The sequence below is a fragment of the Rhizobium cauense genome (genome assembly GCF_019511525.1).
In the GTDB taxonomy this organism is placed as follows: domain Bacteria; phylum Pseudomonadota; class Alphaproteobacteria; order Rhizobiales; family Rhizobiaceae; genus Rhizobium; species Rhizobium cauense.
Window position 1 is genome coordinate 48101 of sequence record NZ_JAEUAT010000013.1, and the last position, 26959, is coordinate 75059.

26 protein-coding genes and 4 pseudogenes are annotated in these 26959 nt (G+C 56.7%); 21 read left to right on the forward strand and 9 right to left on the reverse strand.

Annotation, left to right across the window (positions count from 1 at the left end):
- Positions 1-140 precede the first annotated feature (140 nt).
- The 4 genes and pseudogenes from JNB88_RS22210 to JNB88_RS33735 form a co-directional block, all read left to right on the forward strand.
- The gene (locus JNB88_RS22210; RefSeq protein WP_220357295.1) at positions 141-353 is read left to right on the forward strand and encodes a hypothetical protein; all 213 of its coding nucleotides are present in this window, start codon (positions 141-143) and stop codon (positions 351-353) included.
- Positions 354-527: 174 nt separating this feature from the next.
- Positions 528-1028 (forward strand): annotated as a pseudogene (locus tag JNB88_RS22215) (YciE/YciF ferroxidase family protein).
- Positions 1029-1113: 85 nt separating this feature from the next.
- The gene (locus tag JNB88_RS22220; RefSeq protein WP_220357415.1) at positions 1114-1773 is read left to right on the forward strand and encodes a DUF6766 family protein; all 660 of its coding nucleotides are present in this window, start codon (positions 1114-1116) and stop codon (positions 1771-1773) included.
- A 351-nt stretch (positions 1774-2124) separates the two neighbouring features.
- A pseudogene (locus JNB88_RS33735) lies at positions 2125-2468 on the forward strand (site-specific integrase); the annotation flags it as partial.
- 88 nt (positions 2469-2556) lie between these two features.
- On the opposite strand, the gene JNB88_RS22225 reads toward JNB88_RS33735, so the two are convergent.
- From JNB88_RS22225 to repA, 4 genes are all read right to left on the reverse strand, one after another.
- A complete protein-coding gene (locus JNB88_RS22225; RefSeq protein WP_338111022.1) occupies positions 2557-3312 on the reverse strand; it encodes an HD-GYP domain-containing protein in 756 nt (251 codons plus the stop codon).
- Positions 3313-3638: 326 nt separating this feature from the next.
- A complete protein-coding gene (repC, locus tag JNB88_RS22230; RefSeq protein ID WP_220357296.1) occupies positions 3639-4883 on the reverse strand; it encodes a plasmid replication protein RepC in 1245 nt (414 codons plus the stop codon).
- 158 nt (positions 4884-5041) lie between these two features.
- The gene (gene repB, locus JNB88_RS22235) at positions 5042-6034 is read right to left on the reverse strand and encodes a plasmid partitioning protein RepB (RefSeq protein WP_220357297.1); all 993 of its coding nucleotides are present in this window, start codon (positions 6032-6034) and stop codon (positions 5042-5044) included.
- Positions 6035-6115: 81 nt separating this feature from the next.
- A complete protein-coding gene (gene repA, locus JNB88_RS22240) occupies positions 6116-7306 on the reverse strand; it encodes a plasmid partitioning protein RepA (RefSeq protein WP_220357298.1) in 1191 nt (396 codons plus the stop codon).
- A gap of 380 nt (positions 7307-7686) precedes the next feature.
- On the opposite strand from repA, the gene trbB reads away from it, so the two are divergent.
- Genes trbB through trbI form a run of 11 tightly spaced genes read left to right on the forward strand, consistent with a single transcriptional unit; the run spans position 7687 to position 17245 of the window.
- Complete coding sequence (gene trbB, locus JNB88_RS22245) at positions 7687-8652, forward strand: P-type conjugative transfer ATPase TrbB (protein ID WP_220357299.1); 966 nt, start codon at positions 7687-7689, stop codon at positions 8650-8652.
- Positions 8642-9037 carry a TrbC/VirB2 family protein gene (locus JNB88_RS22250; protein ID WP_220357300.1) on the forward strand — a complete coding sequence of 132 codons (396 nt, stop codon included), beginning with the start codon at positions 8642-8644 and terminating at the stop codon, positions 9035-9037. The genes trbB and JNB88_RS22250 overlap by 11 nt, the downstream gene beginning before the upstream one ends.
- Positions 9030-9329 (forward strand): conjugal transfer protein TrbD, encoded by a 300-nt coding sequence (locus tag JNB88_RS22255; RefSeq protein WP_220357301.1) that lies wholly within the window; start codon positions 9030-9032, stop codon positions 9327-9329. The genes JNB88_RS22250 and JNB88_RS22255 overlap by 8 nt, the downstream gene beginning before the upstream one ends.
- A 10-nt stretch (positions 9330-9339) precedes the next feature.
- Positions 9340-11775: a conjugal transfer protein TrbE gene (locus JNB88_RS22260; RefSeq protein ID WP_220357302.1), complete on the forward strand. Its 2436-nt coding sequence runs from the start codon at positions 9340-9342 to the stop codon at positions 11773-11775.
- Positions 11768-12577: a P-type conjugative transfer protein TrbJ gene (gene trbJ / locus JNB88_RS22265; RefSeq protein ID WP_220357303.1), complete on the forward strand. Its 810-nt coding sequence runs from the start codon at positions 11768-11770 to the stop codon at positions 12575-12577. The genes JNB88_RS22260 and trbJ overlap by 8 nt, the downstream gene beginning before the upstream one ends.
- The gene (trbK, locus tag JNB88_RS22270) at positions 12574-12777 is read left to right on the forward strand and encodes an entry exclusion protein TrbK (protein WP_220357304.1); all 204 of its coding nucleotides are present in this window, start codon (positions 12574-12576) and stop codon (positions 12775-12777) included. Before trbJ ends, trbK begins: the two co-directional genes overlap by 4 nt.
- The gene (gene trbL / locus JNB88_RS22275) at positions 12771-13952 is read left to right on the forward strand and encodes a P-type conjugative transfer protein TrbL (RefSeq protein ID WP_220357305.1); all 1182 of its coding nucleotides are present in this window, start codon (positions 12771-12773) and stop codon (positions 13950-13952) included. The genes trbK and trbL overlap by 7 nt, the downstream gene beginning before the upstream one ends.
- Positions 13953-13973: 21 nt before the next feature.
- Positions 13974-14636: a conjugal transfer protein TrbF gene (locus tag JNB88_RS22280; protein ID WP_220357306.1), complete on the forward strand. Its 663-nt coding sequence runs from the start codon at positions 13974-13976 to the stop codon at positions 14634-14636.
- A 14-nt stretch (positions 14637-14650) separates the two neighbouring features.
- A complete protein-coding gene (trbG, locus tag JNB88_RS22285) occupies positions 14651-15481 on the forward strand; it encodes a P-type conjugative transfer protein TrbG (protein WP_220357307.1) in 831 nt (276 codons plus the stop codon).
- A gap of 3 nt (positions 15482-15484) precedes the next feature.
- Entirely contained in the window at positions 15485-15931 is a 447-nt protein-coding gene (gene trbH / locus JNB88_RS22290; RefSeq protein WP_220357308.1) for a conjugal transfer protein TrbH, read from the forward strand.
- Positions 15932-15946: 15 nt separating this feature from the next.
- Positions 15947-17245: an IncP-type conjugal transfer protein TrbI gene (trbI, locus tag JNB88_RS22295; protein ID WP_220357309.1), complete on the forward strand. Its 1299-nt coding sequence runs from the start codon at positions 15947-15949 to the stop codon at positions 17243-17245.
- Positions 17246-17676: 431 nt separating this feature from the next.
- Here the strand turns inward: trbI and JNB88_RS34660 are convergent.
- Together JNB88_RS34660 and JNB88_RS22305 are read right to left on the reverse strand one after the other, a co-directional pair.
- Positions 17677-18485 (reverse strand): annotated as a pseudogene (locus tag JNB88_RS34660) (IS5 family transposase).
- A 6-nt stretch (positions 18486-18491) separates the two neighbouring features.
- Complete coding sequence (locus JNB88_RS22305) at positions 18492-19004, reverse strand: hypothetical protein (RefSeq protein ID WP_223217281.1); 513 nt, start codon at positions 19002-19004, stop codon at positions 18492-18494.
- 221 nt (positions 19005-19225) lie between these two features.
- Here JNB88_RS22305 and JNB88_RS22310 point away from each other — a divergent pair, with 221 nt between their 5' ends.
- Genes JNB88_RS22310 through JNB88_RS22325 form a run of 4 tightly spaced genes read left to right on the forward strand, consistent with a single transcriptional unit; the run spans position 19226 to position 22482 of the window.
- Positions 19226-19750, forward strand: a complete 525-nt coding sequence (locus JNB88_RS22310) for a hypothetical protein (RefSeq protein ID WP_220357310.1) — start codon at positions 19226-19228, stop codon at positions 19748-19750.
- Positions 19743-20183, forward strand: a complete 441-nt coding sequence (locus JNB88_RS22315; protein WP_220357311.1) for a hypothetical protein — start codon at positions 19743-19745, stop codon at positions 20181-20183. The genes JNB88_RS22310 and JNB88_RS22315 overlap by 8 nt, the downstream gene beginning before the upstream one ends.
- A complete protein-coding gene (locus JNB88_RS22320) occupies positions 20132-21703 on the forward strand; it encodes a hypothetical protein (protein WP_220357312.1) in 1572 nt (523 codons plus the stop codon). The genes JNB88_RS22315 and JNB88_RS22320 overlap by 52 nt, the downstream gene beginning before the upstream one ends.
- Before the next feature lie 11 nt (positions 21704-21714).
- Positions 21715-22482, forward strand: a complete 768-nt coding sequence (locus tag JNB88_RS22325) for a hypothetical protein (RefSeq protein WP_220357313.1) — start codon at positions 21715-21717, stop codon at positions 22480-22482.
- Between the two features lie 304 nt (positions 22483-22786).
- Here the strand turns inward: JNB88_RS22325 and JNB88_RS33740 are convergent.
- Positions 22787-22944 (reverse strand): annotated as a pseudogene (locus tag JNB88_RS33740) (IS66 family transposase); the annotation flags it as partial.
- A gap of 564 nt (positions 22945-23508) precedes the next feature.
- Here JNB88_RS33740 and JNB88_RS22330 point away from each other — a divergent pair.
- Positions 23509-24396: a LysR family transcriptional regulator gene (locus JNB88_RS22330; protein WP_220357314.1), complete on the forward strand. Its 888-nt coding sequence runs from the start codon at positions 23509-23511 to the stop codon at positions 24394-24396.
- Between the two features lie 478 nt (positions 24397-24874).
- Positions 24875-25174 (forward strand): transcriptional repressor TraM, encoded by a 300-nt coding sequence (locus tag JNB88_RS22335; protein WP_220357315.1) that lies wholly within the window; start codon positions 24875-24877, stop codon positions 25172-25174.
- Between the two features lie 6 nt (positions 25175-25180).
- On the opposite strand, the gene traR is transcribed toward JNB88_RS22335, so the two are convergent.
- Together traR and JNB88_RS22345 are read right to left on the reverse strand one after the other, a co-directional pair.
- Positions 25181-25885 carry an autoinducer-binding transcriptional regulator TraR gene (gene traR, locus JNB88_RS22340; RefSeq protein WP_220357316.1) on the reverse strand — a complete coding sequence of 235 codons (705 nt, stop codon included), beginning with the start codon at positions 25883-25885 and terminating at the stop codon, positions 25181-25183.
- Positions 25886-26260: 375 nt separating this feature from the next.
- Positions 26261-26449 carry a hypothetical protein gene (locus tag JNB88_RS22345; protein WP_220357317.1) on the reverse strand — a complete coding sequence of 63 codons (189 nt, stop codon included), beginning with the start codon at positions 26447-26449 and terminating at the stop codon, positions 26261-26263.
- Positions 26450-26959 lie beyond the last annotated feature (510 nt).

Consider the following 26959-nt stretch of genomic DNA (forward strand, 5'->3'; position numbering starts at 1 on the left):
GAACTTCTCTCCGACGCCTAAGTTCCGGCTCATCGAGCCAACTATGCTGCGGGTCGCCGCGCTGGCCCTCTTCTTTCTGTTGTCGTTCAGCCGCAGTTCACGGGCGTTGCGATAAGTGTTCGATCATGGAGATGCCGAAGATGAACCAGCAGCGGCTTTGGTGCCTGCTGTCTGCGTTGGACCGCCGGGCATGGCAACGATCGCCCAAAGGAACTGGGCTGAAGACCGCCAACATCCCGGTGGAACATGGACTGATCCTGGCGCGCGGCGACTGGAGGCAAAAACGCTATCGCCTCACTGCGCTCGGAGGTGAGGCGGTCAGCCTGCACGCCAATAAGCAAGGGAAGGGATAAAACGCGCCGGCGATCCGCGTCGCCCCTGCTTCAAGTTAACCGCAGAAGCATCCTCCCGCGCCGCTCCCGCGAGCGATGACCCTTTCTTGGAACAATTGTGGCTGAACGATGTTAACCGGCAGTAGGCCCGCCAGTCTGCCGATCCGGCACCTTTTCCTTTTACGGAGTTCAGTTATGGCCACGAAGACCTTGGAAGACCTCTTTATCGACGGCGTGAAGGACATCTAGTACGCCGAACGGAAGATCGTTGCAGCGCTGAAGAAGATGATCCGCGGTGCGCAATCGCAGGACCTGAAGACAGCATTCGAAACCCACCTGCAGGAAACCGAAGGCCAGGTCGAACGCCTGGTTCAGGTGTTCGAGATCCTCGGCAAGCCGGCGCGCGGAAAGACCTGCCCGGCGATCGACGGGATCGTCAAAGAAGGACAGGAAATCCTGGAGGAATTCAAAGATTCCCCCGCACTCGACGCTGGCCTGCTTGCTGCTGCCCAAGCCGTCGAGCACTATGAGATCGCTCGCTACGGCACGCTTCGCAACTGGGCTCGCGAACTCGGCAAGAACGACGTCGCGCAGCTTCTCGAGCAGACCCTGGCTGAGGAAGAAAAGACGGACGAACTTCTGACGCAGCTCGCCGATACCAAGGTCAATAGCAAAGGCAAGGCAAAAGCCGCCTGATATCAACGGGAGCGGCTTGGCAGCCGCTCCCGCCCGCCGGTTGTTTCGTCCGGCCGCTCCATTTTGCGTTTTTAAGGGTAATATTTTGCGTTTCCTCCGCGATAACGGCCTCACCATAGCCCTCCTCGGATTTTCTGTTCTGACCGTAGGCGGTATGCTGCTGACCGGCTGGGGCGTTTACAATGAAGAGCTCGCAGAGCATGGCGCGGGGCAGCTTGATCTTTGGAATTATGCGCTCTCAGGCCATTTCCTATCGGCCCTGTTCGAAAATTGGGAGAGCGAGTTCCTGCAAATGTCCGCGTATGTCATGCTGACGGCAATACTTTTCCAACGCGGCTCCGCTGAATCAAAGAATCCCGACGAACCTGCTTCCCAAGACCAAGACCCAGCAGAGAAACAGAATGATAATAACGCACCGTGGGCGGTTCGAGCCGGCGGGATAGCGCGCTCCCTCTATTCATATTCCCTCGGTATAGGCTTGGCGATCCTGTTCATTCTCAGCTTTGTGCGACATGTGCGTTACAGCGCCGAGGACGCGAATGCCGAAGCGCTCATGCATGGCCAGCCCCCAGTGGCGCTCCTCGAGCACCTGGCCAGCACGCAATTCTGGTTCGAGTCCTTCCAGAACTGGCAGTCGGAATTCTTGTCGACCGCCGTGCTCGTGGTGCTGTCGATCTTCCTAAGGTTCAGGGGATCGCCGGAATCGAAACCTGTCGCGTCTCCTCATTCGGAGACGGGCAGCTAAAGCATTTCCACAAATGGGCCTTCCCGGCCCACGTGACCCCCGATGGTGACATCATCGTGACGAACCACAGGCGCGCCATTGTCGCGGGACCTTCCAGTCGGCGGAGGTCTAAGCGAGCGCCCCCAAGTCGGTCTAGCTTCATCGGGCCATAGAATGATCCCGCGATATAAAGTGGATGGGCTCAACTGTCTTGACGTCACCAAGGTAGCGCCCACCGACAAGCCCCTTTTCGAAGAGCGGAAACCGGCGTTTCAGGTGTCGTTTTGCACTTAACCGTAAGACTTCGGTCCTAGCAAGATAGGCGGGCACTTCATCCGAGAGACTTGGCGTTTAATTTGAGATTTTGGCTTCGCCGGCGACCGCCGGCGCAGCGAGGTAGCCGCGCTCCGCGTTGACCAGCTCACGTCGAGGCGCCGATCCAGAAGAAGGACGACCCTCCCCTTCCCTCACTTGCCATGCATCTCGGGCGCGCGAAGACCGCCCCGAATGAGCAGGACCGAGTTTGTTGTCTACCTCACTGGCCGCCCGGTCGAGGTCCTGGACACCTGGATGGTGGCCGCCGGGATCGACAAGGTAGCGTCTTCAGGGAGATCGAGTTGGAGGACTGTTTCGAAGCGGGGGCTCGCGGCATTCCCCTACCCGAGGCGATGGAGCAATCACGCCATCGCTGCGTCCAGCAGGCCTCGAGCTACTAGAATGACGCCACCCGTCGCAGTGGGCGAGCGGCACGCATGCTGTGAACACCAGCGCGCGACACCCAGCTGTCGAAAACTCGTCTTGACGCTAAGCGGCTTGCGACGGCTGTTGCGATAGTCCCGAAAGCGCGGCATCGCCAGCACCGCCGAGCGACGCTCTGGCCAGCGCTCGTTCCAGGGCTTCGATGCAAATCGGGTCGTGCGACTGGCCCGCCCCTTCCCACAGGATCGCCAGTGCCTTGGCAACGGGCATGGCCGGCCGATAAGGCCGATCTGCTGTAAGGGCATCGAAGACGTCGGCCGTCGACACGATCCGGACCTCCATCGGGATCTCGCCGGCATGCAAGCCGCGCGGGTAGCCTTTCCCATCTAGCCGTTCGTGATGCGCCCCGCCGATCAAGGCCGCGTCGGAAAACGCGCCGATTGTCGAGAGGATGTGTTCCGAAAACGCCGCGTGCCGCTTCATCTGCAGCCACTCTTCCTCGCCAAGCTTACCGGGCTTGTCGAGAACGCTGTTGCTGACACCGAGCTTGCCGATATCGTGCAGCAGCGCCGCCCGCTTCAACAGCCGGCGCGCCGAAAAATCAACGCCCATTTCCTCGGCGATCAGATCGGTGAAAAGTGCGACGCGATCGCTATGCCCGGAGGTGTACGGGCTTTTGGCATCAATTACCTTGGCGAAGCCGGCGGCGATATCGTCAAGGTAGTCGTCGTCGGCCATGATCGCATGCTGCCCAGGCTCCGATGCCAATACCACGGCCTCCAGCTTTGCCGAGTTCAATGTCGTCCAGAAATCGGCCCGCTCAGAGACAGTGACAAACGCCTCGACAAGGGAGGCGATCAAACCAGTCCCCCTTGCGCTTGTTGATCTCCCTGAGGGCGCTGTTTCGAACGCGCCTTCGTCACCGCGACCGCAATAAAAATGGCTGGCACCACCGGCTTACCAGCGTCGATTAAAATCGACACGGTCCGGCCGATAGCCTTGCCGGCGATCGGGCTTTTTCCTATTCAAGGGCCCGAAACGAACACAGCAGCTTTGCCGTCCTCTCAACTCAATCGGAAAATAGAGGTTCAAAGTCGATAAGCCATTGATTTAACCACGCTAACAGCGAAAAAATACGGCTGACAACTGACCTAGTGGTCAATGATTTCGGCTTTCGCTTAAATATGTTATCCGGCGAGCCGTCCCCCTGCTCCATTGTTCTTCAGGAGTGCCATGAGCATTGGGCCAAGCGAAAACTCACCACGCTCCGCGCGCTTCGTGAGATCACGCAGATAGCCCCCCGCGGAGTTGATCATGCTGGATCTCTCCAAGATGCACGCCATCGCGACAGCGGCATTTTCGGGACCCATTGCTCCGCACGCCTCCTCGTAGGCTGATGGACTGACGCCCAACATTGACCGAACAGTCACCGCGGCACTCATCAATTCACGCCAGTGATCAATCTTGCCAGCAGGCCCGTAATCACTAATCTGGGGGCAGGCCCGAAGCACCATCCCGAGTGGAAATGCCTTGATTTGCTCGAGGCTGCGCTGCTCGCTAACCTGGCCTCTTCTTATAGGTTCAGATTCTGACTCCAACTTCTCGCCCTGCTCCTTTTCGGAGCTAGGTTCAAATTCATAGATGGATTCGGGTTTTGAACTCTGTATGTGGCGGCCGTTTTGGATAGCATTGCCAGCCGTATTTTCAGCTTTTGCCTGAAGTTCCAATTGGTTGAGCACTTCGTCTCGAAGCAGCACCATCTCGTCGAGGGTGGATTCAGCTTGCTCTCGGGTCGCGTAACGGGGAAGTCGGTCCAGAATGCCAAAATAGGCGTCTTCAGCGGCTTCCCAATTGCCGCTGGCGCCCTCCTCGATCGCAGCTGTGATAAGCTTGCGAACATCCCGCCTGCAGATGGTCAGAGCTTCCTTGACTCTTCGAAAACGTACGCGTTCGGCAACAACGTCTTGGGCAAGCTGGGCCAGTTCTGCAGACCGAGCCGCTAAGGGAGACAGGTCGAAGCCGTATGCCTGTTCAATCTCGCCATCGCGATCTCGATGAGCGTACCGCTTGCCGTTTGGACTGTCGCGTCTCTGGATCAGACCCGCTTCAACGAGCGCGCCTAAATGCCTACGCAACGTCGTGCCAGCCATACCGTGAGCGCGGAGAGACAACTGCGCATTCGACGGGAAGACGACCAGGCCGCGCGCTGTATCAAGTTCGTTGTCAGGATAGAATGTCAACAATGCATCGAGCACCGCGAGTGCCCTATCCTGAAGCCCCAGCCGCTCTCGCGTCTCACTGATGTCGCGGAAGACCTTCCACTTGTCGACACGCTTGTTAGCTTTCAATTTTGCGACAGACAGCTGCCCTTTCACGAGGGCAAGCGTCATCGATCGCCGCCCAAAGGGCGTCGACACAAGTCCTGTGTACATTTCTCTCTCTCACCTTTCGTTAGGCAAAAGAAATCCGCTCACCAAATCGGTGCCAAAGACTCTTGACTGTGATTCCGGGAAATGCGATTCTCCATCTTGCTACGGATAACGAGAGAGGCTTCCACGGGGTACCGTTCGGGGGCCTTTTTCTTTTGCGGTTAATCTCCGTTTTCTTCAGATTTAGACCGCCTGTATTCGTCGTACAGCTGGTCCATTCGGCTGGAGAGCCAATCACTAAATGGCTTGGCTTCTGTGTTTGAAAGCTCGATAGCCACCTTCTTGGATTTGGCGTTCATGGAAAAATTCAGTGTGCTATCACGCGATACCCACTCTTTCGCAGATGCCGCTGTTTTCGGCTTCTTTGCATCTGATTTGGTCTTGTACCGCTTGAGATAGTCGTGCAGGTCGTCGAACCTCTTATCCTCGGACAGTTCAAGGAACTCTGCGTTAGCCACGCGATCGGTCGAAGCTCGTAGCAGGGCAGGGGACAGAACCAGCTGCCTGAGGCTCAGCCACTTGTCGCGGCCTATCTTCTTCGAGGCACCAAGAGCTTTAATCACCGGAGCAGGGACGACTTCGACAACACCGAGCATTTTTGACAGCATTGCTTCATCGATGGCCAGTGATACTCGAACGACGTCCTTGGACATTCCCGTGGCAAGGAGGTTCTGAGCAAAGTAGGCGCGCTCGATGAACGACAAATTGGAACGAGCCGAATTTTCCTGGCCTTGCGCAATAGCCGAAGCGATATCGTCGAGTTTCTTGACGATCGCCTTGACCGGAATTCCAAGCTCGCGAGCTACCTTCAGGCGCCTGTGGCCGAAAACGACTGTATACCGTTGTCCGTCCGAGCTTGGCCGCACCAAAATCGGAGTCGCCTGCCCGGACTCCTGGATCGCCTGCTTAAGTTCCTGATATTCCTCCCCGTCGTCGGAAAGCCGATCGGAAATAGAGGAGGCGTCGAGCGACAGCGGATCCAATTCCACGATCACTTCACCTTCCATCAGCTTCTTAGTGTTCTCCGCAAGATCCTCAATGGACCTAACAACTGTCTTCGCGGCCCCGGTCATCGCGTAACCAGGCTTGGTCGGAGCTTTGGTGGCATTGATGGATGCCAAGTCCAGCTTTGCGAAAGGATTTTCACGCGACATGGCTCGTCTCCAAATTTTCTGTCAATCTCGATAAGGCGCTGTTACCCCTCGCGAAACGCCGAAAAAAAACGGCTGACAAGGTCATTTCCGCCCCCATGCGCTGTGGATCAGTTCCATGATCTCGCCGTTTGCAGAATTGAGACTTTCAATGGCGCGATCATATGTTGAGCGGACGAAATCTCCGCGCTCGACCTCGTACAGGGTCTGCTTCTTGATCGAGGCATCCGAAATGGCCGTCGATTTCAACACGTGATTTCGAAGCATGTGCTGCGCGAACATTGACTGCATAAAGCCAACCATCTGGGCCTGCGGTATGTCTGTCGGTTCGAAGCGCGTTACCAAATATCGGAACCATTCCACGCGTATCTCGGCGCCTGCCTCAGCAACCGGCGTCATAATACCGCCGAGCATCATCAGGAACTGACTCATCGACATGATGTCCAGCATCTGCGGATGGATGGTGATGAGAATGCCGGTGGAAGCCATGAGCGCGGTGATCGTCAGATAACCAAGCTGAGGCGGGCAATCGATCACAACGACGTCGTATCGGTCGTCGATATCCTTCAGGGCATTTACTATCCGCATATGGAAAAGCCGACCCTCTTCTCCCTTCCTCGAGGAGATCGCGAGCGGCACATCATACTCATATTCTTGCAAGATCAGGTTTGCCGGGACGACATCCAGACCCGGAATATTGGTAGGTTGGATAACCTCCGCGATAGGCTTGCGCTCGTCGTCAAAGCGCAGTGCCTCGTAGAGGGACGCCGTCTCGTCCAGCTCCGGCTGGATACCGAACAAGGATGTCAGCGACGCCTGCGGGTCAAGATCGATTGCAAGAACGCGATGGCCGGACAACGCAAGGTATTGGGCGAGATGCGCAGCGGTCGTTGTCTTTCCGCTTCCACCTTTGAAGTTCACAACGGACACGACCTGTAGGGGCTCGCCCTCACGCCGCTTGGGCAGATAGTACCGCTTGTCTGACTTCTTGTTGGCTTCAAGATATTCCCGAAGCTCGAGCATTTGATCTGCCGTATAGTACCTACGGCCGCTGATAGACTCGATCTCTGGGCCTTTTCCCTCGGAATGGATCTGGCGGAGATGGCTCTGCGTTACACCCATGAAGTCTGCAACCTCACCAAGCTGAAACTTTCGCAGACCTTTACGCGCATCGGGCGGATACTGCTGGCTGCGCAGCATATGCAACGCGCTAGAGATCTTTGATCCCTGCTCGGCGATCTCAAGATCAAAACGGTTAGGCAGCGGCTGGCTCATTTTGCGAACTATTTCCTTGGTGGTCACACTTTCGAAAAAATGGCCAACGAGCCATCATTTGCGCAACTATCTTTCGATTCCGCCTTTGCGGCAAGGAATTTAAAGTTAACAAAGTCTTAAGTCGATTCCGCGCATTTCTCACAGTTTGGCAAATTCACCTGTTATTTCATCCGGTTAGGCTGAACTCTACCGTGCCCGGCCTCTTATCTTTCCTGTGATTCATTGATCTAAACTGAAGCCGGCATCGCTCAGCAGCGGCCGAATCGAGGCGAACCTGACGGAATCACCCGCGACTCGCGAGGTGCAAAATTGCACATAGACTTCGCACGCCCTCCGAGGTCTGTCTCCTGACGTACTCAATCGAGGAGATGATTTTCCCCATGCTCCAGTCGCACTCTCGCCTTGTCCGCAAGCTCCAGGACGCACTCGGCGAGCACCTTTGCATTGCCCTTGAGGACCCCACAGTCGTAGAGATCATGCTCAATCCAGATGGTAAGCTCTTTATCGAGCGTTTAGGTCATGGCGTCGCGCCAGCTGGCGAAATGCAGGCGACTGCCGCCGAGACTGTTATCGGATCGGTCGCGCACGCTCTCCAGTCGGAAGCCGATGGAGAACGACCAATCATCTCCGGTGAGTTGCCGATCGGCGGCCACCGCTTCGAAGGGCTCCTGCCTCCCGTCGTCAACTCGCCAACGTTCACGATCCGCCGCCGCGCTTCGCGGCTTATTCCGCTCGACGACTACGTCACCGCAAGAATTATGACCGAAGCTCAGGCTTCGATCATCCGCAGCGCCATCGCCAACCGTCTGAACATCGTCATCGCCGGCGGGACTGGCTCAGGCAAGACAACACTAGCGAACGCTGTCATCGCGGAAATCGTTTCCGCTGCGCCGGACGACAGGATGGTGATCCTCGAGGACACATCCGAAATCCAATGCTCGGCGGAAAATGCGGTCTGCCTCCACACGAGCGACGCGGCCGATATGGCCAGACTTCTCAAGAGCACGATGCGCCTGCGTCCCGATCGCATCATCGTCGGCGAGGTTCGAGACGGCGCCGCGCTGACCTTGCTTAAAGCCTGGAATACTGGACACCCCGGGGGCGTCACGACCATCCATTCCAATTCCGCAATATCGGCGCTTCGGCGCCTTGAGCAACTGACGTCGGAAGCCAGCCAGCAACCAATGCAAGCCGTAATCGGCGAGGCGGTCGATCTCGTCATCTCGATCGAACGCGCTGGGCGGGGCCGCCGGGTGAGGGAGGTCCTTCATGTCGAAGGGTTCAATGGCTCGCGCTACCAGACAGAACACTATCCGCAGATCGATGAGGACAGTCATGCAGCATAATCGCGTTCTCCGTTTGGGAATTATCGGCGCATTGCTCTGCGCTACGTTTACCGGGCCGGCGCTTGCGGGCTCAGGCGGCGGAAGCCTGCCGTGGGAAGGTCCACTCGAGCAAATCCAGCAATCGATCACTGGGCCGGTCGCTGGCTACATTGCGCTAGCTGCGGTCGCGATCGCCGGCGGTATGCTGATCTTCGGCGGCGAGCTCAACGATTTCGCGCGGCGATTGGTGTATGTGGTGCTGGTCGCAGGGATCCTACTCGGCGCGACGACGATCGTCGGCCTCTTCGGCTCGACCGGCGCTTCGATCGGCGGTTCGTTTGTCGTCAAGCAAACCGCGGTCACGAACTCCAATCGGATCGGACGAGGGGAGGGGCGTCATGGCTGACGCTGGCGCCGGGCTTCATCGTAATCGGATCCATCGCGCCTTGTCGCGACCGAATCTCCTGATGGGAGCGGATCGAGAGCTCGTGCTGCTGACCGGGCTCGCCGCGATCATTCTCATCTTCGTCGTCCTAACCATCTACTCGGCCCTGTTTGGCGTCGCAATCTGGATCGTGGTCGTCGGCGTGCTCCGCATGATGGCGAAATCCGATCCCATGATGCGCAAAGTCTACGCCCGCCATATGCGCTATCGGGCGTATTACCTTCCGACCTCCGCGCCCTGGCGCCGTTACTGAGGATCTCGCGATGGTCGCCTTACGCACATTTCGATCGACAGGTCCGTCATTCGCTGACCTGGTTCCCTATGCGGGCCTTGTCGATAACGGGATCCTTCTGCTGAAGGACGGCAGTCTAATGGCCGGATGGTACTTTGCCGGTCCGGATTCCGAGAGCGCGACTGATTTCGAGCGCAACGAGCTTTCTCGTCAGATCAACGCGATCCTTTCCCGGCTCGGTACGGGCTGGATGATCCAGGTCGAGGCCGTGCGGGTGCCGACGACGGAATATCCGTCTGCAGAGCGCAGCTATTTCCCCGACACTGTCACGTCGCTGATCGATGACGAGCGTCGGCGGCATTTTGGAATGGAACGCGGGCATTTCGAAAGCAGGCACGCGCTTATCTTGACCTACCGACCGCCAGAGCGACGCCGATCCGGCCTGACCCGCTACATCTACTCGGATACCGAAAGTCGCTCAGCAAAATATGCCGATATAGCTCTCGATGCGTTTCGGCGGTCGATCAGGGAGATTGAGCAGTATCTCGGCAATGTTCTCTCGGTGCAGCGCATGCAGACCCGAGAGGTTCACGAACGGGATGGAGCTCGCGTTGCACGCTACGACGAGCTCTTCCAGTTCATTCGATTTGCCATCACCGGCGAGAACCATCCCGTCCGCCTGCCAGAAATTCCCATGTATCTGGACTGGCTGGCGACGGCAGAGCTCGAACACGGACTGACGCCGCGGGTCGAAAGCCGATTTCTCGGTGTGATCGCCATCGATGGGCTTCCCGCCGAGAGTTGGCCTGGGATCCTGAACAGCCTCAACCTCATGCCGCTGACATATCGCTGGTCGTCGCGTTTCATCTTTCTCGATGCGGAGGAAGCCAAGCAGCGCCTGGAGCGGACCCGCAAGAAATGGCAGCAGAAAGTGCGGCCGTTCTTCGACCAGCTGTTCCAGACGCAATCCCGATCGATCGACCAGGATGCCATGGCAATGGTCGCCGAAACCGAGGATGCGATCGCCGAAGCCTCATCGCAATTGGTGGCCTACGGCTACTACACGCCTGTTATCATTCTCTTCGACGAGAGCCGGTCGGCGCTGCAGGAGAAGGCTGAAGCGGTCCGTCGCCTGATCCAGGCGGAAGGTTTCGGCGCCCGTATCGAGACGCTCAACGCGACCGATGCTTTTCTCGGCAGCCTGCCGGGAAACTGGTACTGCAACATCCGCGAACCGCTGATCAACACTCGCAATCTGGCCGATCTCGTTCCGCTGAACTCTGTGTGGTCAGGACAGCCGTCCGCGCCGTGCCCATTTTATCCGCCCGATGCGCCGCCACTGATGCAGGTGGCGTCCGGCTCGACGCCCTTCCGACTGAACCTTCACGTCGACGACGTCGGCCATACTTTGATTTTCGGACCAACCGGTTCCGGCAAATCGACCCTTCTCGCGCTGATCGCCGCGCAATTTTGCCGATACGAGAAGGCGCAAGTCTTCGCCTTCGACAAAGGCAATTCGATGCTGCCACTGACGCTCGGCGTTGGTGGTGACCACTATGAGATCGGTGGTGACAGCGGGGAGGGGGCCAATCTTGCCTTTTGCCCGTTGTCAGAGCTTTCCACTGACGCCGATCGAGCCTGGGCCTCTGAGTGGATCGAAACCCTCGTTTCGCTTCAGGGAGTGACGGTTGCGCCGGACCATCGCAACGCGATCTCGAGGCAGATCGGATTGATGGCCTCGGCGCCTGGCCGCTCGCTGTCGGATTTCGTCAGTGGCGTTCAGATGCGCGAGATCAAGGATGCCCTTCATCACTATACGGTCGACGGCCCGATGGGTCAGCTCCTCGATGCGGAACAAGATGGCCTGACGCTTCGACGCTTTCAGTGCTTCGAAATCGAGGAGTTGATGAATATGGGTGAGCGCAATCTCGTGCCGGTCCTGACCTATCTCTTCCGACGGATTGAAAAGCGGCTTGATGGTTCGCCAAGCCTAATCGTCCTGGACGAGGCATGGCTGATGCTCGGCCATCCTGTATTCCGAGACAAGATCAGGGAATGGCTCAAGGTGCTGCGCAAGGCGAACTGCGCCGTCATCCTCGCGACGCAGTCGATCTCCGACGCCGAGCGCTCGGGCATCATCGACGTCCTGAAGGAGTCTTGCCCGACCAAGATTTGCCTCCCGAACGGCGCTGCCCGGGAAATCGGCACCCGCGAATTCTATGAGCGGATCGGCTTCAACGAGCGGCAGATCGAGATTGTCGCAAACGCCATCCCGAAACGCGAATACTACGTGACCTCACCCGACGGCCGCAGGCTCTTCGACATGTCCCTGGGTCCGGTCACACTTTCCTTCGTCGGCGCTTCCGGCAAGGCCGATCTAGCCCGCATCAGGGCGCTCTCGTCGACCCACGGCCACGAATGGCCGGGTCAATGGCTCATCGAAAGGGGGACCAACCGCTATGAGTGAAGCAGTCCAGTATTTGAAGCTCAGCAAATCGCTAGTTGCGGGGTTGGTCGCCGCTGGCCTTGCCGCAACGCCCACGGTTTCCTTCGCAGGAAGTGCGGTTACCGGCGCGACCGAGATGACGCAGATGCTCAACAATGGCGAGCTTATCCACCTTGTTGGTCAGTCGACCGAACAGATCAATAACCAGATCAAACAAATCACTCAGCTTGCCGAGCAGATCCAAAACCAGCTCAATATCTATCAGAACATGTTGCAGAATACGGCCCAGCTCCCGAACCACATCTGGGGTCAGGTCGAAGGCGATCTGGATCAGCTGCGCGATATCGTCACTCAGGGTCAGGGCATCGCCTTTTCCATGGGCAACGCTGACGATCTCCTAAAGCAACGGTTCAAAAGCTACTCAGACCTGAAAACAAACCTGCCGAACGCCGAGAGCTTTTCGTCTACTTATCAGACGTGGTCGAACACGAACCGCGACACGATTTCCAGCACACTTAAGGCTGCAAGCCTCACCGCCGATCAGTTCGACAGCGAAGAGGATACGATGGGCCAGCTGCGATCAATGTCGCAATCGGCGGACGGCCAGATGAAGGCGCTTCAGGTCGGCCACCAGATCGCCGCTCAGCAGGTCGCCCAGATGCAGAAGCTCCGCGGCATTGTCTCCCAGCAGACCACAATGATGGGGACTTGGCTGCAAAGCGAACAGACGGACAAGGATCTCGCACAGGCGCGGCGCGAGAAATTCTTCAATGCCGACGTCCAATCCATTCCCTCCGGACAGAAAATGGAGCCTCGCTGGTGACCCGCCCCGCATTGATTGCTTCTGTTTGCATCGTGATCGCAGGGATTGCTGCGATCACCGCCGTCGTTCTGATGCGAGGAGAGAGCTCCGCTCCGCCCCAGTTGAGTGAAGAACAACGAGCAACACGCGAGAAGTTCTTTGGCACGAGCAAGGCGCTGCCGCCGATCGAAAAGGGTCAGGAGATGCGCCCGAGATGGTGAAGCGCGGTCGGAGAAGCACCATCCTGGTTGCCGGTATCGCTTTCCTCGCGTTGGCGGCGCCGTCTCTCGCGCAGCAAGGCCAAGTTCTGACGGAATTGGAAAATCAGGTCTCGACGGCCGCGAAAGGGTGGGAAACCACCGTCATGGATGCGGCGAAATCGTTGTTCTGGATCCTCGCAGGCATTGAGGTTGGCATAGCTGCCGTGTGGCTCGCTATCCAGGCAGCATCGCTGGAGAGTTGGTTCGCAGAGCTCGTCCGGCGCATCATGTTCATCGGCTTTTTCGCCTTTGTACTCACGCAGGGACCGACTTTCGCCAAGGCTGTCGTCGATAGCCTTTTCCAGATCGGCGCCGGTGGCGGCTCTGCATCTCCGGCCGAAGTCTTTGACGCTGGCATTCGCGTCGCCTCTCAGATGTCAGAACAGGCGAAGTTCGGCGTCTTCGAGGACAATGCCCTGGCAATCGCCGCAGTGCTTGCCATGGGCATCGTCGTCATCTGCTTCTCACTGGTGGCGGCAATCTTCGTCTCGGTGATGGTCGAGATGTATGTCGGCCTGCTGGCAGGCATGATCATGCTCGGCCTCGGCGGCTCATCCTTCACCAAAGACTTTGCGATCCGCTATCTCGTTTATGCCTTCGGGGTTGGGATGAAGCTGATGGCCCTGGTCATGATCGCCAAGATCGGATCCAACGTCCTGCTTGGCCTCGCGCGGGCCCCGACAGCCGAGAGCGACCAATTCATCACGACGCTTGCGATCGCCGGCATTTCCGTCGTCGTTTTCATCATCGCGACGTACGTCCCGAACATTATCCAAGGCGTCGTGCAGGGGGCTTCGGTCTCCGGCGGCATGGAGACAATCCGCCACGGCGGCCAGGCGGCCTCGTTCGCAGCGGGCGGCGCGTTTCTTGGCGCCGGCGCGGTTGGCGCTGGCTTTGCTGCCGCGCAGGCGGCGCGCGCCGGCGGATCGTCGGCGGCAGGCTCGGTGCTCAAAGGCATGGGCGCAAGTTTCAGCTCCGGTGCCATGGCTGCCGGATCCGCCGCCAAGGAGAAGGCGATCGGGTCACCCGGCGCCTATGCCGGCTCGCTTCTTGGCTTGGCGAACGCGAAACTCGATCAGGCAAGGGGCAATCCTTCAGCTCCGCCACCTCCTCCGGAAAGACCGGACAAACGATAGTTCACGGACAGGATCACACACATGGCAGGGCATCCCGCACCCGAGAACCCGTATCTTGCCGCAAGGCAGGAATGGTCAGAACGTTACGGCTCCTACGTCAAGGCGGCCTCCGCCTGGAGGGCCGTTGGCATCCTGAGCCTGGGATTGGCCGTTATCGGCGTCAGCTACGCGCTTTATCTCAGCACGCAGGTCAAGCTCGTTCCTTATATCGTCGAGGTCGACAAACTTGGAAACACGGTTTCCGGCGGCTTCCCGCAGCAGATCGAATACGCCGACACGCGGGTCGTTCGCGCGACCCTTGGGAACTTCGTGACCAGCATTCGTTCGATTACGCCAGATGCCGTGGTGCAGAAGCAATATATCGATCGCACCTATGCCCTTCTACGAACGAGCGACGCTTCGACGCAAAAGGTCAACGCCTGGTTCCGTGCCAACTCGCCGTTCGAAAAAGCAGTCAACGCGACGGTGGCGATCGAGGTGAACAACATCGTAGCGCTTTCGAACCAGACCTATCAGATCGACTGGACAGAATACGAGCGTGATCGAAAAGGCAAGGAAGTCGCAACCCGTCGCTTTCGAGGGATCGCGACCGTGTCGATCACCTCACCACAAGACGAAGCAACAATCCGGCTCAATCCTATCGGCGTCTATGTGACCGATTTCGACTGGACCGCGCAACTTTGAGGGCAGGATCTGCAATGAGGATCAAACATAAACGCGTCGCGCTTGTCTGCATGCTAGCGCTTGCCGCATCGACCGAGGTCTCATCCAATGCGATCGCGCAAAGCCTGACGAGCAACGAGGCGAAGGGGACGAATCTCTCCGGTAAATGGCGAGGTCAATCCGGACTGGTGACACGTGGCCCGGACGGTAAGGTGATTTTCCTCTTCGGTGAAACGCAGCCGTCTGTCGTCTGCTCACCCTTGCAGGTCTGCGATATCGAGCTGCAGGGTGGCGAAATCGTCCGCGACGTGCTGGTCGGCGATACTGTTCGGTGGAAGGTCGAACCGGCAACCTCTGGCGCCGCCGGCGGTCAAGCGATTCACCTGATCGTCAAACCATCCGAGCCAGGGCTTGTCACATCCATGGTGGTGACCACCTCGCGCCGCACCTATCATATCCAGATGAAGTCACATCCCACGCAATACATGGCCCGCGTCGGGTTCGAGTATCCCGAGGACGCCGCCACAAAGCTTTCCGACATCAACGCCCGCCTCCAGGCCATGACTGGGCCGGAGGGCGGTGTCGCTCCCGAACAGCTGGCCTTCTCCTATGCCTTGAGCGGAAGCGCTCCATGGCGACCGAAGCGGGTCTATTCGGATGGGCAGAAGACCTACATCCAGTTCCCCCGCGCAATCTCCGGTCAAGATGCGCCGGTCCTGTTCGTCGTATCGGGCGGCCAGAACCGCATCGTCAATTACCGGATGAAGAACGACATGATGATCGTCGACTACAATATCGACAAGGCGATCCTGATATCCGGGGTCGGCTGGAAGCAGCAGAAGATCACGATCCGGCGGGGAGGATAATTCATGCAGCTCCATCGCCTCATTCCGATTGTGATCGCGCTCGGCCTATCTGGATGCCAAACTGCAACCGACGGGCTCTCCACAACTGCTGCACCCGCCGAAATCACCGGGCCAGCCGCCGGTGCCATCGCCGGCGACATGGCTGGACGTTTCGCAGAGCAGGCAGGATCGACGAACACTCCCATCAAACTGCCCAAGGAAACATCCGCATTCTCCGTCGCGCTCGAAGCTGCCTTGAAAGGGTGGGGATTTGCCATCGTCGCTGATGACAAGAGCGCAGGCGCCAAGGATGGACCTAAACCGATCGAGTTGACCTATTCGGTCGCTGCCGTCGATGGACAAGTGCTTGCGAAGCTATCGACTGACACGATGGCGCTCGCCCGAGCGTACTCGGTCAGCAATGGCGTGGCGACGCCGGCAAGCCCCCTTTCCCTCATGAAGCGAAACTGACAGGCGGAAACGATCATGGTCCAATCGCTGCAACTGGGAACGTCAATTCAGTCTGGTGACGAGAAAGGGATGAGGCGCCTCAATCGCGTGCCTCTGTTCGTGGGCATCGCGATCCTGGTCCTTGTTCTAGCGGTTCTCTTTTACGGCCTCTCCTCGCGTGGGCTGAGATTTGGTCAGCACGACCCGAACGACGGTGCTTCTGGCACGCCGGCTTCGACCTTTGCTGATCAGCTGAAGCGAGGTGTCAAAGACGGCATTATCGGTGACCGCGAGGAACAGCCGCCGGTGTTTCAGCCAACCCCGGTCCCCCAGCAACAGGCCGCCGCCCAGCCGGCGGAGGCAGAGCCAAGGGTCGAACCACGGGAGCCGCGCAAGTCTAGCATGGAATCAGACGAGGAATGGAATGCCCGGATGCTTCGCGAGCAGCGAGCGCAGATCTTTCGCGAACAGCAGCGCCAGCGTATGGCGAGCCTACAGGCGAGGGGGGCGGCTCTCGACTCGCCGTTGAAGGTCGACATATCAGATGTCTCGGCCCAAGTGCCGAGCGCCGCATCTGCCGGAGCGCGTCAATCGAACACCTCGTCGAGCGGCGCGCAGGATCTCTATGCAGCAGCGTTAAGAGCGGGTGCTGCGGGTCAGGTCGACCAGAACGGACAAGCGTCCAAGGAAGATTTCTTCAACGCTGATATCAAGGATCTCGGCTATTTGCCCAATCAAGTCGTCCCTCAGCAGTCACCTTACGAACTGAAACGTGGGTCCGTAATCCCCGCGACACTGATATCAGGCATAAACTCCGACTTGCCGGGCCGCATCACCGCCCAGATCAGCCAGAACGTCTATGACAGCGCGTCTGGCCATTACACACTTGTACCTCAGGGCACGAAGCTTCTTGGTCGATACGATAGCAAAGTTTCTTTCGGGCAGAATCGTGTCCTCGTTGTCTGGACCGACATCATCTTCCCAAATGGCTCCACTCTTCAGATCGGCGGGATGGCCGGGACAGACTCGGAGGGTTATGGCGGCTTCAGGGACAAGGTAGACAACCACTACCTCCGGACCTTTGGCTCGGCCGCTCTCGTCGCACTGATCGGGACAGGGATCGACATGTCGATGCCCGAGAGCTCAACTCTTGCCACACAGGACACGGCCTCAGACGCGGCGCGTCGGAATTTTGCCGAAACGTTTGGACGTGTCGCCGAGCAGACGATCTCGAAAAGTCTCAATGTCCAGCCGACGATCAAGATCAGGCCCGGTTACAGGTTCAATGTGCTCGTAGATCAGGACATCATTTTTCCGGCCACTACCAGCAACTGAGATTTCGCTTAGCAAGGTTTACCTCGACGTCGTCACGGCAAAAACACTTGCTTCGGCTTGGAACGGAAACCGCAAACAATATCCTCGCTAATAGTCTCCACAGTTGGCCGAGCTACCATTGCGCTCACCGCGATCAAGCAGAGCCGATGAGCTTCTTCCGTGCGCAAGCATCCTTTCGATGCTTTGGGCCTGCTGTATCCCGTTTCTCTTAGAAAGATACTGGAGGGGGATCATGCTCTCTTCCCGTGTTTTTCCTGACGATGCGATTGATCGATACAGTCCTGGGAAGTGTATCCACAGCTAATGCGATCGCGTATCGAGCGACCTCTTGGCCCAGGATTTAGGATGCGACAGGAATACCGCCGCCCTCTCAATATGATCAGCAGCGCATGTCGGTAAATACCTGACAGCACTACTTTGTTGGGCAAGATCTAGGTCCTGTTGACAAAGTATGGCAACCATATCTTCGCAGCGGCCAGAGCGAGGAATGCTGAGAAGGATTTTCGGGTTTTGTCGTATCGGGTCGCCACGCGGCGGAGCTGCTTGAGACGGTTGAACATCCGCTCGATGCGGTTTCGATCCTTGTAGGCTCTAACGTCGCATGCAGGCGGGTTCTTCCGGTTGGCCTTCGGTGGGATTACCGGTCTGATCCCGTGGACCAGAAGTTCCTCGCGCAGGAAATCACTATCGTAGCCTTTGTCAGCAAGGAACAGCCTCGGTTTGCCGACCGGTATCGCCAGCAGATCAGACACGGCGTTGTAGTCCGATGCTTCGCCGCCTGTCAGGACGAAGCCAAGAGGGCGTCCCTGACCGTCTGCGCGGGCGTGGATTTTTGTCGTAAAGCCGCCGCGTGATCGACCAAAAGCCTCCTGATAAGTCCCCCTTTTGCGCCCGCAGCCTGAGAGTGGCCGCGAACCGTGGTGCTGTCGATCATGTGCTGCCAGTCATCCGTCAGCCCGAGTTCGACCAGGGTCTCAAGGAGAGCATCCCAAACGCCTTGCTCGGCCCAACGGCGGAAGCGCACATAGACGGAATTCCACTTTCCATAGCGCTCATGCATGTCGCGCCAGGGACAGCCAACGCGCAGGACATGAAGCATCCCGTTCAAAAAGCGGCGGTTGTCATGCGATGGGCGAGACTTGCGGCCCCGCTCTCTCGGCAGTAGCGGCTCAACTATCCGCCATTCTGCATCACTCAAATCGCCTCGTCCAAAACCGCCTCCTAAAAAGCAGTGTTGAATCACGCCTCAAGCGATTTTGGAATCGGGGTCAATTGCAGCTGGTGGGCTTTTCGTGTCCAAAGTCTCGCAAATCTCGCCATCGCGGACCTCAATCCAGGCGGATTTCTGATGCTCAGTGCAACGGTCAAATATGGTCCAACTAGGCTGGCCGTCTGCGGTCATAAACGAAGCTATAAAAAGCCCGCCTGCCAATTCAATCGAGAGCTCTGGAAGTCGTCCGAATAACGATACATTTCGAACGCCACGACCGATAAGCGACCGAAAAATCTCTTCCCAACCGTCTTCGTCGCTCCAACTTCCGCACACAATCGAGTTTTCATTTTCAATCCGCCAACTCCACTCGATCATGACCGTGAAGTCGCCTTGTGAATTTCCGGCAGTACCGTCGCGTCTCACTTGGGGTGATAAGCGGCCAAACTCCAAGAAAATCGCGGAGCCATGGCCACGCCAAACCGCCGACAACTGCTTTGTCAAAAGCGCAGATCGATACTTATCGAAAACTTCCAAAGACGTTGGCAACTTGTGCCTCCCCACCCATAAAGGATGGAACTTCCCGATGATCGAGAACTTTGTCAACAGGACCTAGATGGACTTGATATGAGCTTTCTCCGAACTATACCTTTGCCTTCCCGTCTTGTTGCTAGAGTCCGTAGTTGCACCAGCACCCTACCAAATGTCGTCGAGCCCGATTTCCTACGCGGTCGGGACTTTGCGAAACCTGCGATCACAGAGAAAGCACAATGAGCGCCGCTGAAAAAAAGCCGCCTATAACGAAACTTTACGGCGTCATTACCCTGGCGCTGTCTGGAGTACCATTCCTCATATGCTGCTTTTTGGCTATCTACTTAGCTCAAACTGGCAATTTCACGGCCGTTTCAAGTTTAACAAGTAGATACGATTTATTGTCCGTATGTTCGGGACGAACATACGCGCTTATCTCTTCAATTCTGTACATTTACGGTCCGCTCTCCGTAGCTGCATTGCTGTCATATCTAGTCTCGCTGCCCTTGGCCTTCCTGTACAACGGGCCGCTGTTTAAATTTGTGGCTCTTTCATCCGGCGTGTTTAGCGTTCCATTCCTAGCGCTGCAGTTTCCAAGCGTACTGGTCCTATCTCGAATGCCTATTGACGTGATGTGCCGCGAGCATCCGCAGTCTTTGGCGTTGGTTTTGCATATGACGGCACTGTTTGTGGCTAGCTACGTAATTTTCGGAAATTTGGTCATGCTTTTAAAGCTTTCATATAAGGGGACGAGGGGTGAGTGAATCTGATTGGTCGAGGTTTTCGCATAGTCTGAATTTCCTCGGAGCTTTTGCGACGCGTGCAGCGCATCACTACAAGCCCTTGGCGCTACTCAAGCTTGCCGGTCCTTTGGGGCTGGATGCGGCGGGAACCTTGTCCGGTGTGGTCTTTCAAGATGGCGGACTTGACGCCTCTGGCATAAAGCTGACTGGGGCCGTCAGCGGTTTTTTTGGGTCTATGGCGGGCGTGGCCGTAGGGAATGCTGCCGTCACCGCGATATTAAGTTCGGCCACGGTTGCGACAATACCCTTCCAGTTGCCGGTAATGGGCACCGTGGTGGGGGGCGCTATTGCCGTTTGGTTCTTCAGCGAGGCTGGAGGTTTCCTCGCCCAGAAAGCTGCAGAATGGATGGCGGCGAATCACCCGACAAGACCTTCAATGCCGCGGGACAGTTGACCGTGCAGGTCACGACTAGCGATGACTCTACCAAGGTTCAACTGAGCTATGATCCGGCCAATGCCGCTACATGGTCAACCTACCAGCAGAACTTCAACGCGGCAGGGCAGCTGACCTATATCAACCAAACCAACGACAACGGTACCCGCAACACCGTTACCTATGACGTCGCCAACGCAGCAACCTGGTCGCGATACGAACAATACATAGATGGCGCGGGGCGGGTTCTTTATCAGACTAACTACAATGATAACGGCACCTGGGATGCGTACGCTTGGGATGCCACCAACGCAGCCGCGTGGTCGCTCTATATACAAAGCTTCAACCCAGCCGGTCAGTTGACCCTCGTCCAGCAAACAAATGACGACGGAGTACGGTACGTTTTCCACTATGACCCAACTAACGTGCAAAACTGGAGCAGGGTCGAATACACCTACGACTCCGCCGCAAGGATGACGGTCAATTCCGTCTTCTACGACGACGGAACTCGAACAACCGTCGCCTATGATCCGTCCAACAGCCAGAACTGGTCCACAGTACAATACAATTACGACGCGGCCGGTCGGCAGGTAAGCCAAGTCAACAACTACGACAACGGCACCCGGTGGATTTACACCTGGGATGTCACGAACGTCCAACCGTGGTCTTATGTCATCGACATGTACGATGCAGCTGGTCAGAGACCGCAGCAAAACATTTACAGCGATCAAGCGGGCAATTTTACGATAACCGTTTATGAGCCCAATGTCCGTGGTAACGAGTGGAACAGGACGGTCAATGAATATATCAACAACGTCCTTCGGGCATCTTACTATTACTATGATGATGGATGGTACGATCTGACACGTTATTCCACGAGCGGCGCCTTCCAAAGTACCAAATCGTACAATCCCCACGGCGTTGAATATACCAAACACAATGGGCTGAAGGTCCCCAACGGCTCGCAGCATCCAGTTCTGCTCGATCTAGATGCCGATCACCACGTTGATTTCCGGCCAATCAACCTTGCGGACCTTAGCGCATCGACTCGTTTTGACTGGAACGGCGACGGCCTCGCCGATCCAACTGGTTGGGTAGGGCCCAATGACGGTTTCCTTGCGATTGATCTGGGACCCGATGGCGGCGCCGGCGGCGATGGCCTGATTGATCAGGCTCGCGAACTGGCGTTTGCAGATTGGGCGAGCGACGAACAGGTCGCCGCCAACGGAGGCACTGTATCCGACCTTGACGGCCTCCGCCTGGTCTTCGACACCAACCGCGACAATATCCTCGATGCCAATGACGCTCGCTGGAGTGAATTCCGCGTCTGGCGCGACGCCAACCAGAATGGTGTTTCGGACGCTGGCGAGCTGATGACAATGTCAGAAGCGGGAATCAAGTTGATCAACCTGTTGCACACTCCGGAAGGATCGCGGGCTTTTGCCGACGGTTCGGCGATCACAGGCACGTCGACCTACGAGACTGTCAACGGCGAGAAGTACCTCGTTGCCGACGCTACACTCGCTTATAGAGCAGCATGATTGGGTTCAGGATGTTCCATCTCAAAGTAGCTTTGACTACCGCGGTCACCGCGATGTGGCTTGCCACCCTAGCAAGCGCAAGCGAGTTCGATCGGCAGTGCCATAAACTCCTACCTGAAGCCGACAGTTTTTATGATCGTTGCCAAAATGAGGGTGTCCCATTTGGCAGGACATTTTATCCTAGCGGGGGCACGAAAGGTGAGCATGAATCTTTCCGCGTGCTGTTTAGCGAAAGTTTCCAGGATTCGCAGTTCGTCATGGGATGCGTGCTGATGGGTAACTTCAGTATTGTCGGCATCTATTACAAGACTACCAAGGCCCCCTTGCCACCAATCAAGCCGGAATACATCCAGGCCGTCGATTTTCAAGGCAATGTGGGCCTTAAGATCGACGGAAAACGTCGCATATTGCTGGCCGTTGAACAAATCGTCACCGACAAAATTCCCGCCCGTTATGAGGCTGGCGTTCGCAACTGTGAAATCGGAGATTTCAACAGGGTGAAACCTCATACAAATAGCGCTTGGTTGGAGCGGGGAGCGGACGGCCGTCCCTCCGGGTTTTGCTATGGTTATGGGGTACCTTGCGAGCTCGCGCCGTATGCCGTGTTTTTCGGCGACGGACGTAACAAGGCGGTATTTATGCCAACCTATAAACTATTTGTCGACGCGGACGGCGCGCTGATGGTCGAGCAGAGTTATCGGGATAAGGCGTGTGCGGGTTGGCATGAAGTTTATGGACCCGAGGCAATCGTTCTCGAGACGTGCGCATCGCGCAAATAGCCGCCAGCTGAATTGATATGTCCTGCCTGCGCATCGAAATGGCTAGTTTGGTCATCTTGGATGGTGGTTGGATAAAGAGCTTGCCCGCGTCACCTGCCGCCGCGGCGCCAGGTGACGCGGGCATCCTGAAGCCTGCTACGTTCGGTAACATCTACCGGTGAGGCAATGTCCGGGGTCAAATCTCGCTTCGCTTGGCACTCCCAACCTATCGGCCTAGACCCTGGCGGATTCTATTGCATAAGGCTCATCATCAGATGAGCAGTATGACGCGCCAACGTCCTGTCCGGCGGAGCATTCTTTAGATGAGAGCAATTGGCCTGATGCCGTGTTCCACTGAATTGTTGTCGATCTCGCTGCAACCGTCGCGCAAAGACCATCCCAGTATTTGGCGATTTGGGTAGCCCTTCGCCCCAGCGGCGACGTGCCAGCAACGCGGGTGCGATGATGGCCCATCCAGACTCGCGCGCCGCAGTGGCGAGCGGTCGCCGGATGCCGCATTCGGGTGATCCCTCAGTTTCGAATAGCTGAGGCTCGACGAGAAAGTACCTGTCCCCCGCGCAAGACTAGGTACAACCATCAGCTTGGTCGTTTGAATCGGACCCCCACCCCGCCCCCGTTGCTTGGAAGAAACTGGATTCCAGCGTTCTCTAATGTCATCCGGATGAGTTTCAGGTTTGCGGTTGTTATCGACGGCAGTTGATTATCGGTCTCCGCCCGCCTTACTGTCGACAGACCCACACTTGCCGCCTCAGCAAGGTTCTCAGCCGTCCATTTAAGAAGAGCTCTTGCCGCTCGAATTTGAGCCCCGGTGATTTCGCTCATTTTTTTCGATTTCTCATTGAAACTTTTTAGTTCATGTGCAACATTATTGTTCACTACGGTCGCATCGGTGTTTGGGCATCGGATGCAGCCTGCCATAACATAAGCTGTCAGGAGCTCGGATCATGGGTGATTCCGACAATAGCAGAACTTTATCTACCGTCACGGTGCCTCTAGCTCGTTCTCCACTCCTCCGGTAGGACGTCGATGGAACTTCGCCAACTATCTCTCTTCAAAGCCGTCGCCGAAGAACTGCATTTCGGTCGTGCCGCTATCAAGATGAATATCGCCCAGCCGGCGCTTAGTAACCACGTCATGGCGCTCGAAAGGGAGTTAGGTTGCCCATTGTTCATCCGCACCACGCGCCGCGTCGAGCTGACCACGGCGGGGGAGACCTTCTATGACCGTGCCGTTCGTATTCTAAGCGAGATGGAATTGACCACGGAATTGACGCGTGCCGCCGGCGGCAGCCGCATCCGCCAGATCAGGATTGGGACCGTCCACCCGGCCACAATGGGTATGCTGCCTCTATTCCTCGGAAAGATAGCTCGCAAGTTTCCCGATGTCCACATCCACATCGCCTCAGGCAACACGGCAGACATTATCCGCGGCCTGGAAACTGGGCAGCTGAACCTCGGCTTCATCAGGCCCGTTGAGAATATTGGGTCGCTGCGCTTCTTCTCCGTTGCCTACGAACGCTATCTTCTGGCGGTTGCCGAGAGCAATCCTTTGGCTTCGCTCAACGAGATCTCAATCGAGGACCTCCGCGATCATAAGATCATTGCCTTCAATCGACAGAACCTCTCGTTTTCCGAGCGGTACTTCAATGAGAAGTTTCAGGAATATGATCTGACGAAGAACGTCGCCTATAGCTGCGACGACACCTACTCGCTGGTCTCTCTCGTCTCTGCCGGTCTAGGGATCGGCTTTGCACCAGAGTGGACGACCAACATCCCGAACCGCAGCTTCTTGCTCAAGAAGGTGAATGGGATCGACTTCAAGATTGGGCTGGGCATCGCTTGGTCGAAGGAAGATCCGACGGCTTCACGGGACGACATTGTGGAGATCGCGAAGTCACTGGTGCGCCGGCGGTGAGGAGGTTCATGGCCAGGCTGCGGCTCGGGCCGCAGCCAAAACTCACTCGGGAGAAACGACAGCAGATGAAGGGACTTGACGCTGCACATTAATGCAACGTGAGGTGCGCCGCGAGAATTAGAGATGTGTGGCGTGGGCGGCGACTTAATGCTTTTACCGCGGTCGAAGCTCGTAACACCTGCAATCAAACAACGTCGCTAGAGTTGCGCACTCATCATATTTGGCTTTTGTCTAACCACGAGGGAGGAGGAGAATGACAGTCCATAACCATGAAGTAAATTCTCGTAAAAGGGTGGGTGCAAATCTGCATTGGAAATAGTTTGATATCTGTGGCCTAAAAAGAAACCAACGGCGGTGGCACCCATTGATGGCGATCACCCGATGGACGCCGTCTCCACAGACTCGTCGATTAAAGCTAGAGAACCTTGGTAACTTCCGAAGCTGAGCGCGTCTCGGCGAAATTGCTGGAAATAAAAGAATGGTTAAAACCGAAGAGACTGCGGTAAGCGATTTGAATCTGCAACCGATTGTCGGCCTCCTAAGGGGTGTGCCTGAACCAGTCATTGAACACCTGACAGTAACGGCGATCCAGCGACATCGCAATCTCATCAACAAAGCAGATACGCTGTTTCATAGAATGCCTCCTCACGTTAAAGCAGGCTACGAAGCTGCCGGAGTCGACCATATAGAATATCTCGAGACGGCAATCGAGATGCATTCACAGATGTTAGCGCTCACCACCCTTCTGGATGTTCTTGGTAGGACGCCGAAGGCCTGACGAACATCATATCAAGCCGCGTCTGATCGCCAAAGCCACTAGTTGCGTGTTGTTGCAGAGATCGTATCGGCGTCTCAGCTCCTCCATCGCCTTTCGGACCGTATTGTATTTTACCTCTTCGACATCGGCGACATCCTGCACCGTTTTGCCCAGTTCAAGCCAGCGTGCAAAGGCCACTTCCTTTGGGCTCAGATAAAAGGGTTCTTCGACCGAGGGGGTCGCTTGCAACGTCTCGATGCGCGAATGGAGCTGCGCTACGGTAGAGGCCGCCGCTATTGCATCGATTTCGTGATCCACTTCCAGCTGGGGTTTGATCGACGCGAACGTGAGCACCGCAGTCCCTCGGTTCGGAAGCGTAATGGGGATGGTTACGCCCGATCTGATATTAAAGTCGGCTGCATCAGCGAAGAAAGCTAACTCGCCTTTAGACATGGATTTCCTATCAGCTTCTCCTGACCATGAAAAAGCACGACGGACCTTCTTTGCCTGCTTGATGACCGGATCCATCGATTTTAGATCACTCTTGAAATAGTGATCTTGCCAGTCAGGATGATAGTTCGAGATCGCGAAAGTCCGACCAAAACGGAGAACAATGTAGGCGTAGCCCGTAAATTCGAAGCGCTCACCAAGATCAGAAAGTGCGGACTTCAGACTATTCTGGTCGCGAGCAATGGCGGTGATGTCAAGTAGTTTATCAAGCCAATGTGCCAAGGCAGTACCCTTTTGGGCGATGAAAGTCCGTGATGGCAAGTTGCCTACCTTATATTTTCTACTGAGACGAGCACCCCCTTCCTGAGGCAAAGAAACTGACTTCGATGGAAACGCGAGCGACCTGGTGCGAAGAGGTCTTTCAGCTCGCGTTCCCTTCTCGGACGCTCGGGTTCATCGAACTGAGAAAGCCGTGAAGTATATTCGCCACAGTCATCATCCACTGACGGAGGAAGGCGGGTTTGGCAACTACACCAGCGCCAGACGAGATTACGCCGGCGCAGTGCAGCGTCTGTGGCCAGCGCGACTTTATGCGAGGTCCTGCAAGATCGACATGCGGCTGTAGCGAAATCAAGCTGAGCGCAGCCGTAGAACCTTCTAACGGAAGAAATCCCGCCAATCCGTCACCTGCGCCGCCTTTGCAGTCTCCAGGATCTCAACGATCTCGATCAACTTTGCTGCGGACATCTCCTGAACCTCGCAGACCTCGTCCGGGGTGAGGACTAGGGCCGTCCAAGTGCCGTCGGCATACCTGAAGGAAAGAAATTTAGGGTTGGTTTCGTCCATGACTGTCGGTCCTCTTGAGCGCGTACAGCAAAACAGCTCAGTGCGCGGAGGTCTACTCGCAAATTTGCGGGTAGTTAGGAACAAAATCCTCCGCGGGTAAGCGGGTGGCCACCTTTGCCGCTCCGGCCGTTTTGGAGGCCGAAGTCATTCGCTACAAATGCGCTGGGAGCGAAGGGTTCTTATCATTGGATCGCCTATCCGACGCCCGGATTCGGCCGGCTCCTGCTCACGAAGGTCTCAATCGAATGCCTGCCGCTCGCATGTAGACGAACGCACTCTACAACAGAGGGTACTATTCCCTTAGGAAGCTGCCATACATTTTGAAACGGTTTCTGACTTGAGTTTGACCTGAACCTGGTAACGAAAGTGCCAGCGTTACAGTTAAATGCTTGACGGGCCATAAACCGTTATTCCTTTACGAACTTGACGAACTTGACGAACTTATCCATCTTTGCCATATAAGTACTTCTGTATGGAGGCAGTGTTATGGCATCTCCCAAAGCAAGACCC

Excerpts from the sequence above, each read along its gene's own strand:
- JNB88_RS22210 (WP_220357295.1), top strand. The coding sequence starts at position 141 with ATGAACCAGCAGCGGCTTTGGTGCCTGCTGTCTGCGTTGGACCGCCGG.
- repC (WP_220357296.1), bottom strand. The coding sequence starts at position 4,883 with ATGTACACAGGACTTGTGTCGACGCCCTTTGGGCGGCGATCGATGACG.
- repB (WP_220357297.1), bottom strand. The coding sequence starts at position 6,034 with ATGTCGCGTGAAAATCCTTTCGCAAAGCTGGACTTGGCATCCATCAAT.
- repA (WP_220357298.1), bottom strand. The coding sequence starts at position 7,306 with ATGAGCCAGCCGCTGCCTAACCGTTTTGATCTTGAGATCGCCGAGCAG.
- trbB (WP_220357299.1), top strand. The coding sequence starts at position 7,687 with ATGCTCCAGTCGCACTCTCGCCTTGTCCGCAAGCTCCAGGACGCACTC.
- JNB88_RS22250 (WP_220357300.1), top strand. The coding sequence starts at position 8,642 with ATGCAGCATAATCGCGTTCTCCGTTTGGGAATTATCGGCGCATTGCTC.
- JNB88_RS22255 (WP_220357301.1), top strand. The coding sequence starts at position 9,030 with ATGGCTGACGCTGGCGCCGGGCTTCATCGTAATCGGATCCATCGCGCC.
- JNB88_RS22260 (WP_220357302.1), top strand. The coding sequence starts at position 9,340 with ATGGTCGCCTTACGCACATTTCGATCGACAGGTCCGTCATTCGCTGAC.
- trbJ (WP_220357303.1), top strand. The coding sequence starts at position 11,768 with ATGAGTGAAGCAGTCCAGTATTTGAAGCTCAGCAAATCGCTAGTTGCG.
- trbL (WP_220357305.1), top strand. The coding sequence starts at position 12,771 with ATGGTGAAGCGCGGTCGGAGAAGCACCATCCTGGTTGCCGGTATCGCT.
- JNB88_RS22280 (WP_220357306.1), top strand. The coding sequence starts at position 13,974 with ATGGCAGGGCATCCCGCACCCGAGAACCCGTATCTTGCCGCAAGGCAG.
- trbG (WP_220357307.1), top strand. The coding sequence starts at position 14,651 with ATGAGGATCAAACATAAACGCGTCGCGCTTGTCTGCATGCTAGCGCTT.
- trbH (WP_220357308.1), top strand. The coding sequence starts at position 15,485 with ATGCAGCTCCATCGCCTCATTCCGATTGTGATCGCGCTCGGCCTATCT.
- trbI (WP_220357309.1), top strand. The coding sequence starts at position 15,947 with ATGGTCCAATCGCTGCAACTGGGAACGTCAATTCAGTCTGGTGACGAG.
- JNB88_RS22310 (WP_220357310.1), top strand. The coding sequence starts at position 19,226 with ATGAGCGCCGCTGAAAAAAAGCCGCCTATAACGAAACTTTACGGCGTC.
- JNB88_RS22320 (WP_220357312.1), top strand. The coding sequence starts at position 20,132 with ATGGATGGCGGCGAATCACCCGACAAGACCTTCAATGCCGCGGGACAG.
- JNB88_RS22325 (WP_220357313.1), top strand. The coding sequence starts at position 21,715 with ATGTTCCATCTCAAAGTAGCTTTGACTACCGCGGTCACCGCGATGTGG.
- JNB88_RS22330 (WP_220357314.1), top strand. The coding sequence starts at position 23,509 with ATGGAACTTCGCCAACTATCTCTCTTCAAAGCCGTCGCCGAAGAACTG.
- JNB88_RS22335 (WP_220357315.1), top strand. The coding sequence starts at position 24,875 with ATGGTTAAAACCGAAGAGACTGCGGTAAGCGATTTGAATCTGCAACCG.
- JNB88_RS22345 (WP_220357317.1), bottom strand. The coding sequence starts at position 26,449 with ATGGACGAAACCAACCCTAAATTTCTTTCCTTCAGGTATGCCGACGGC.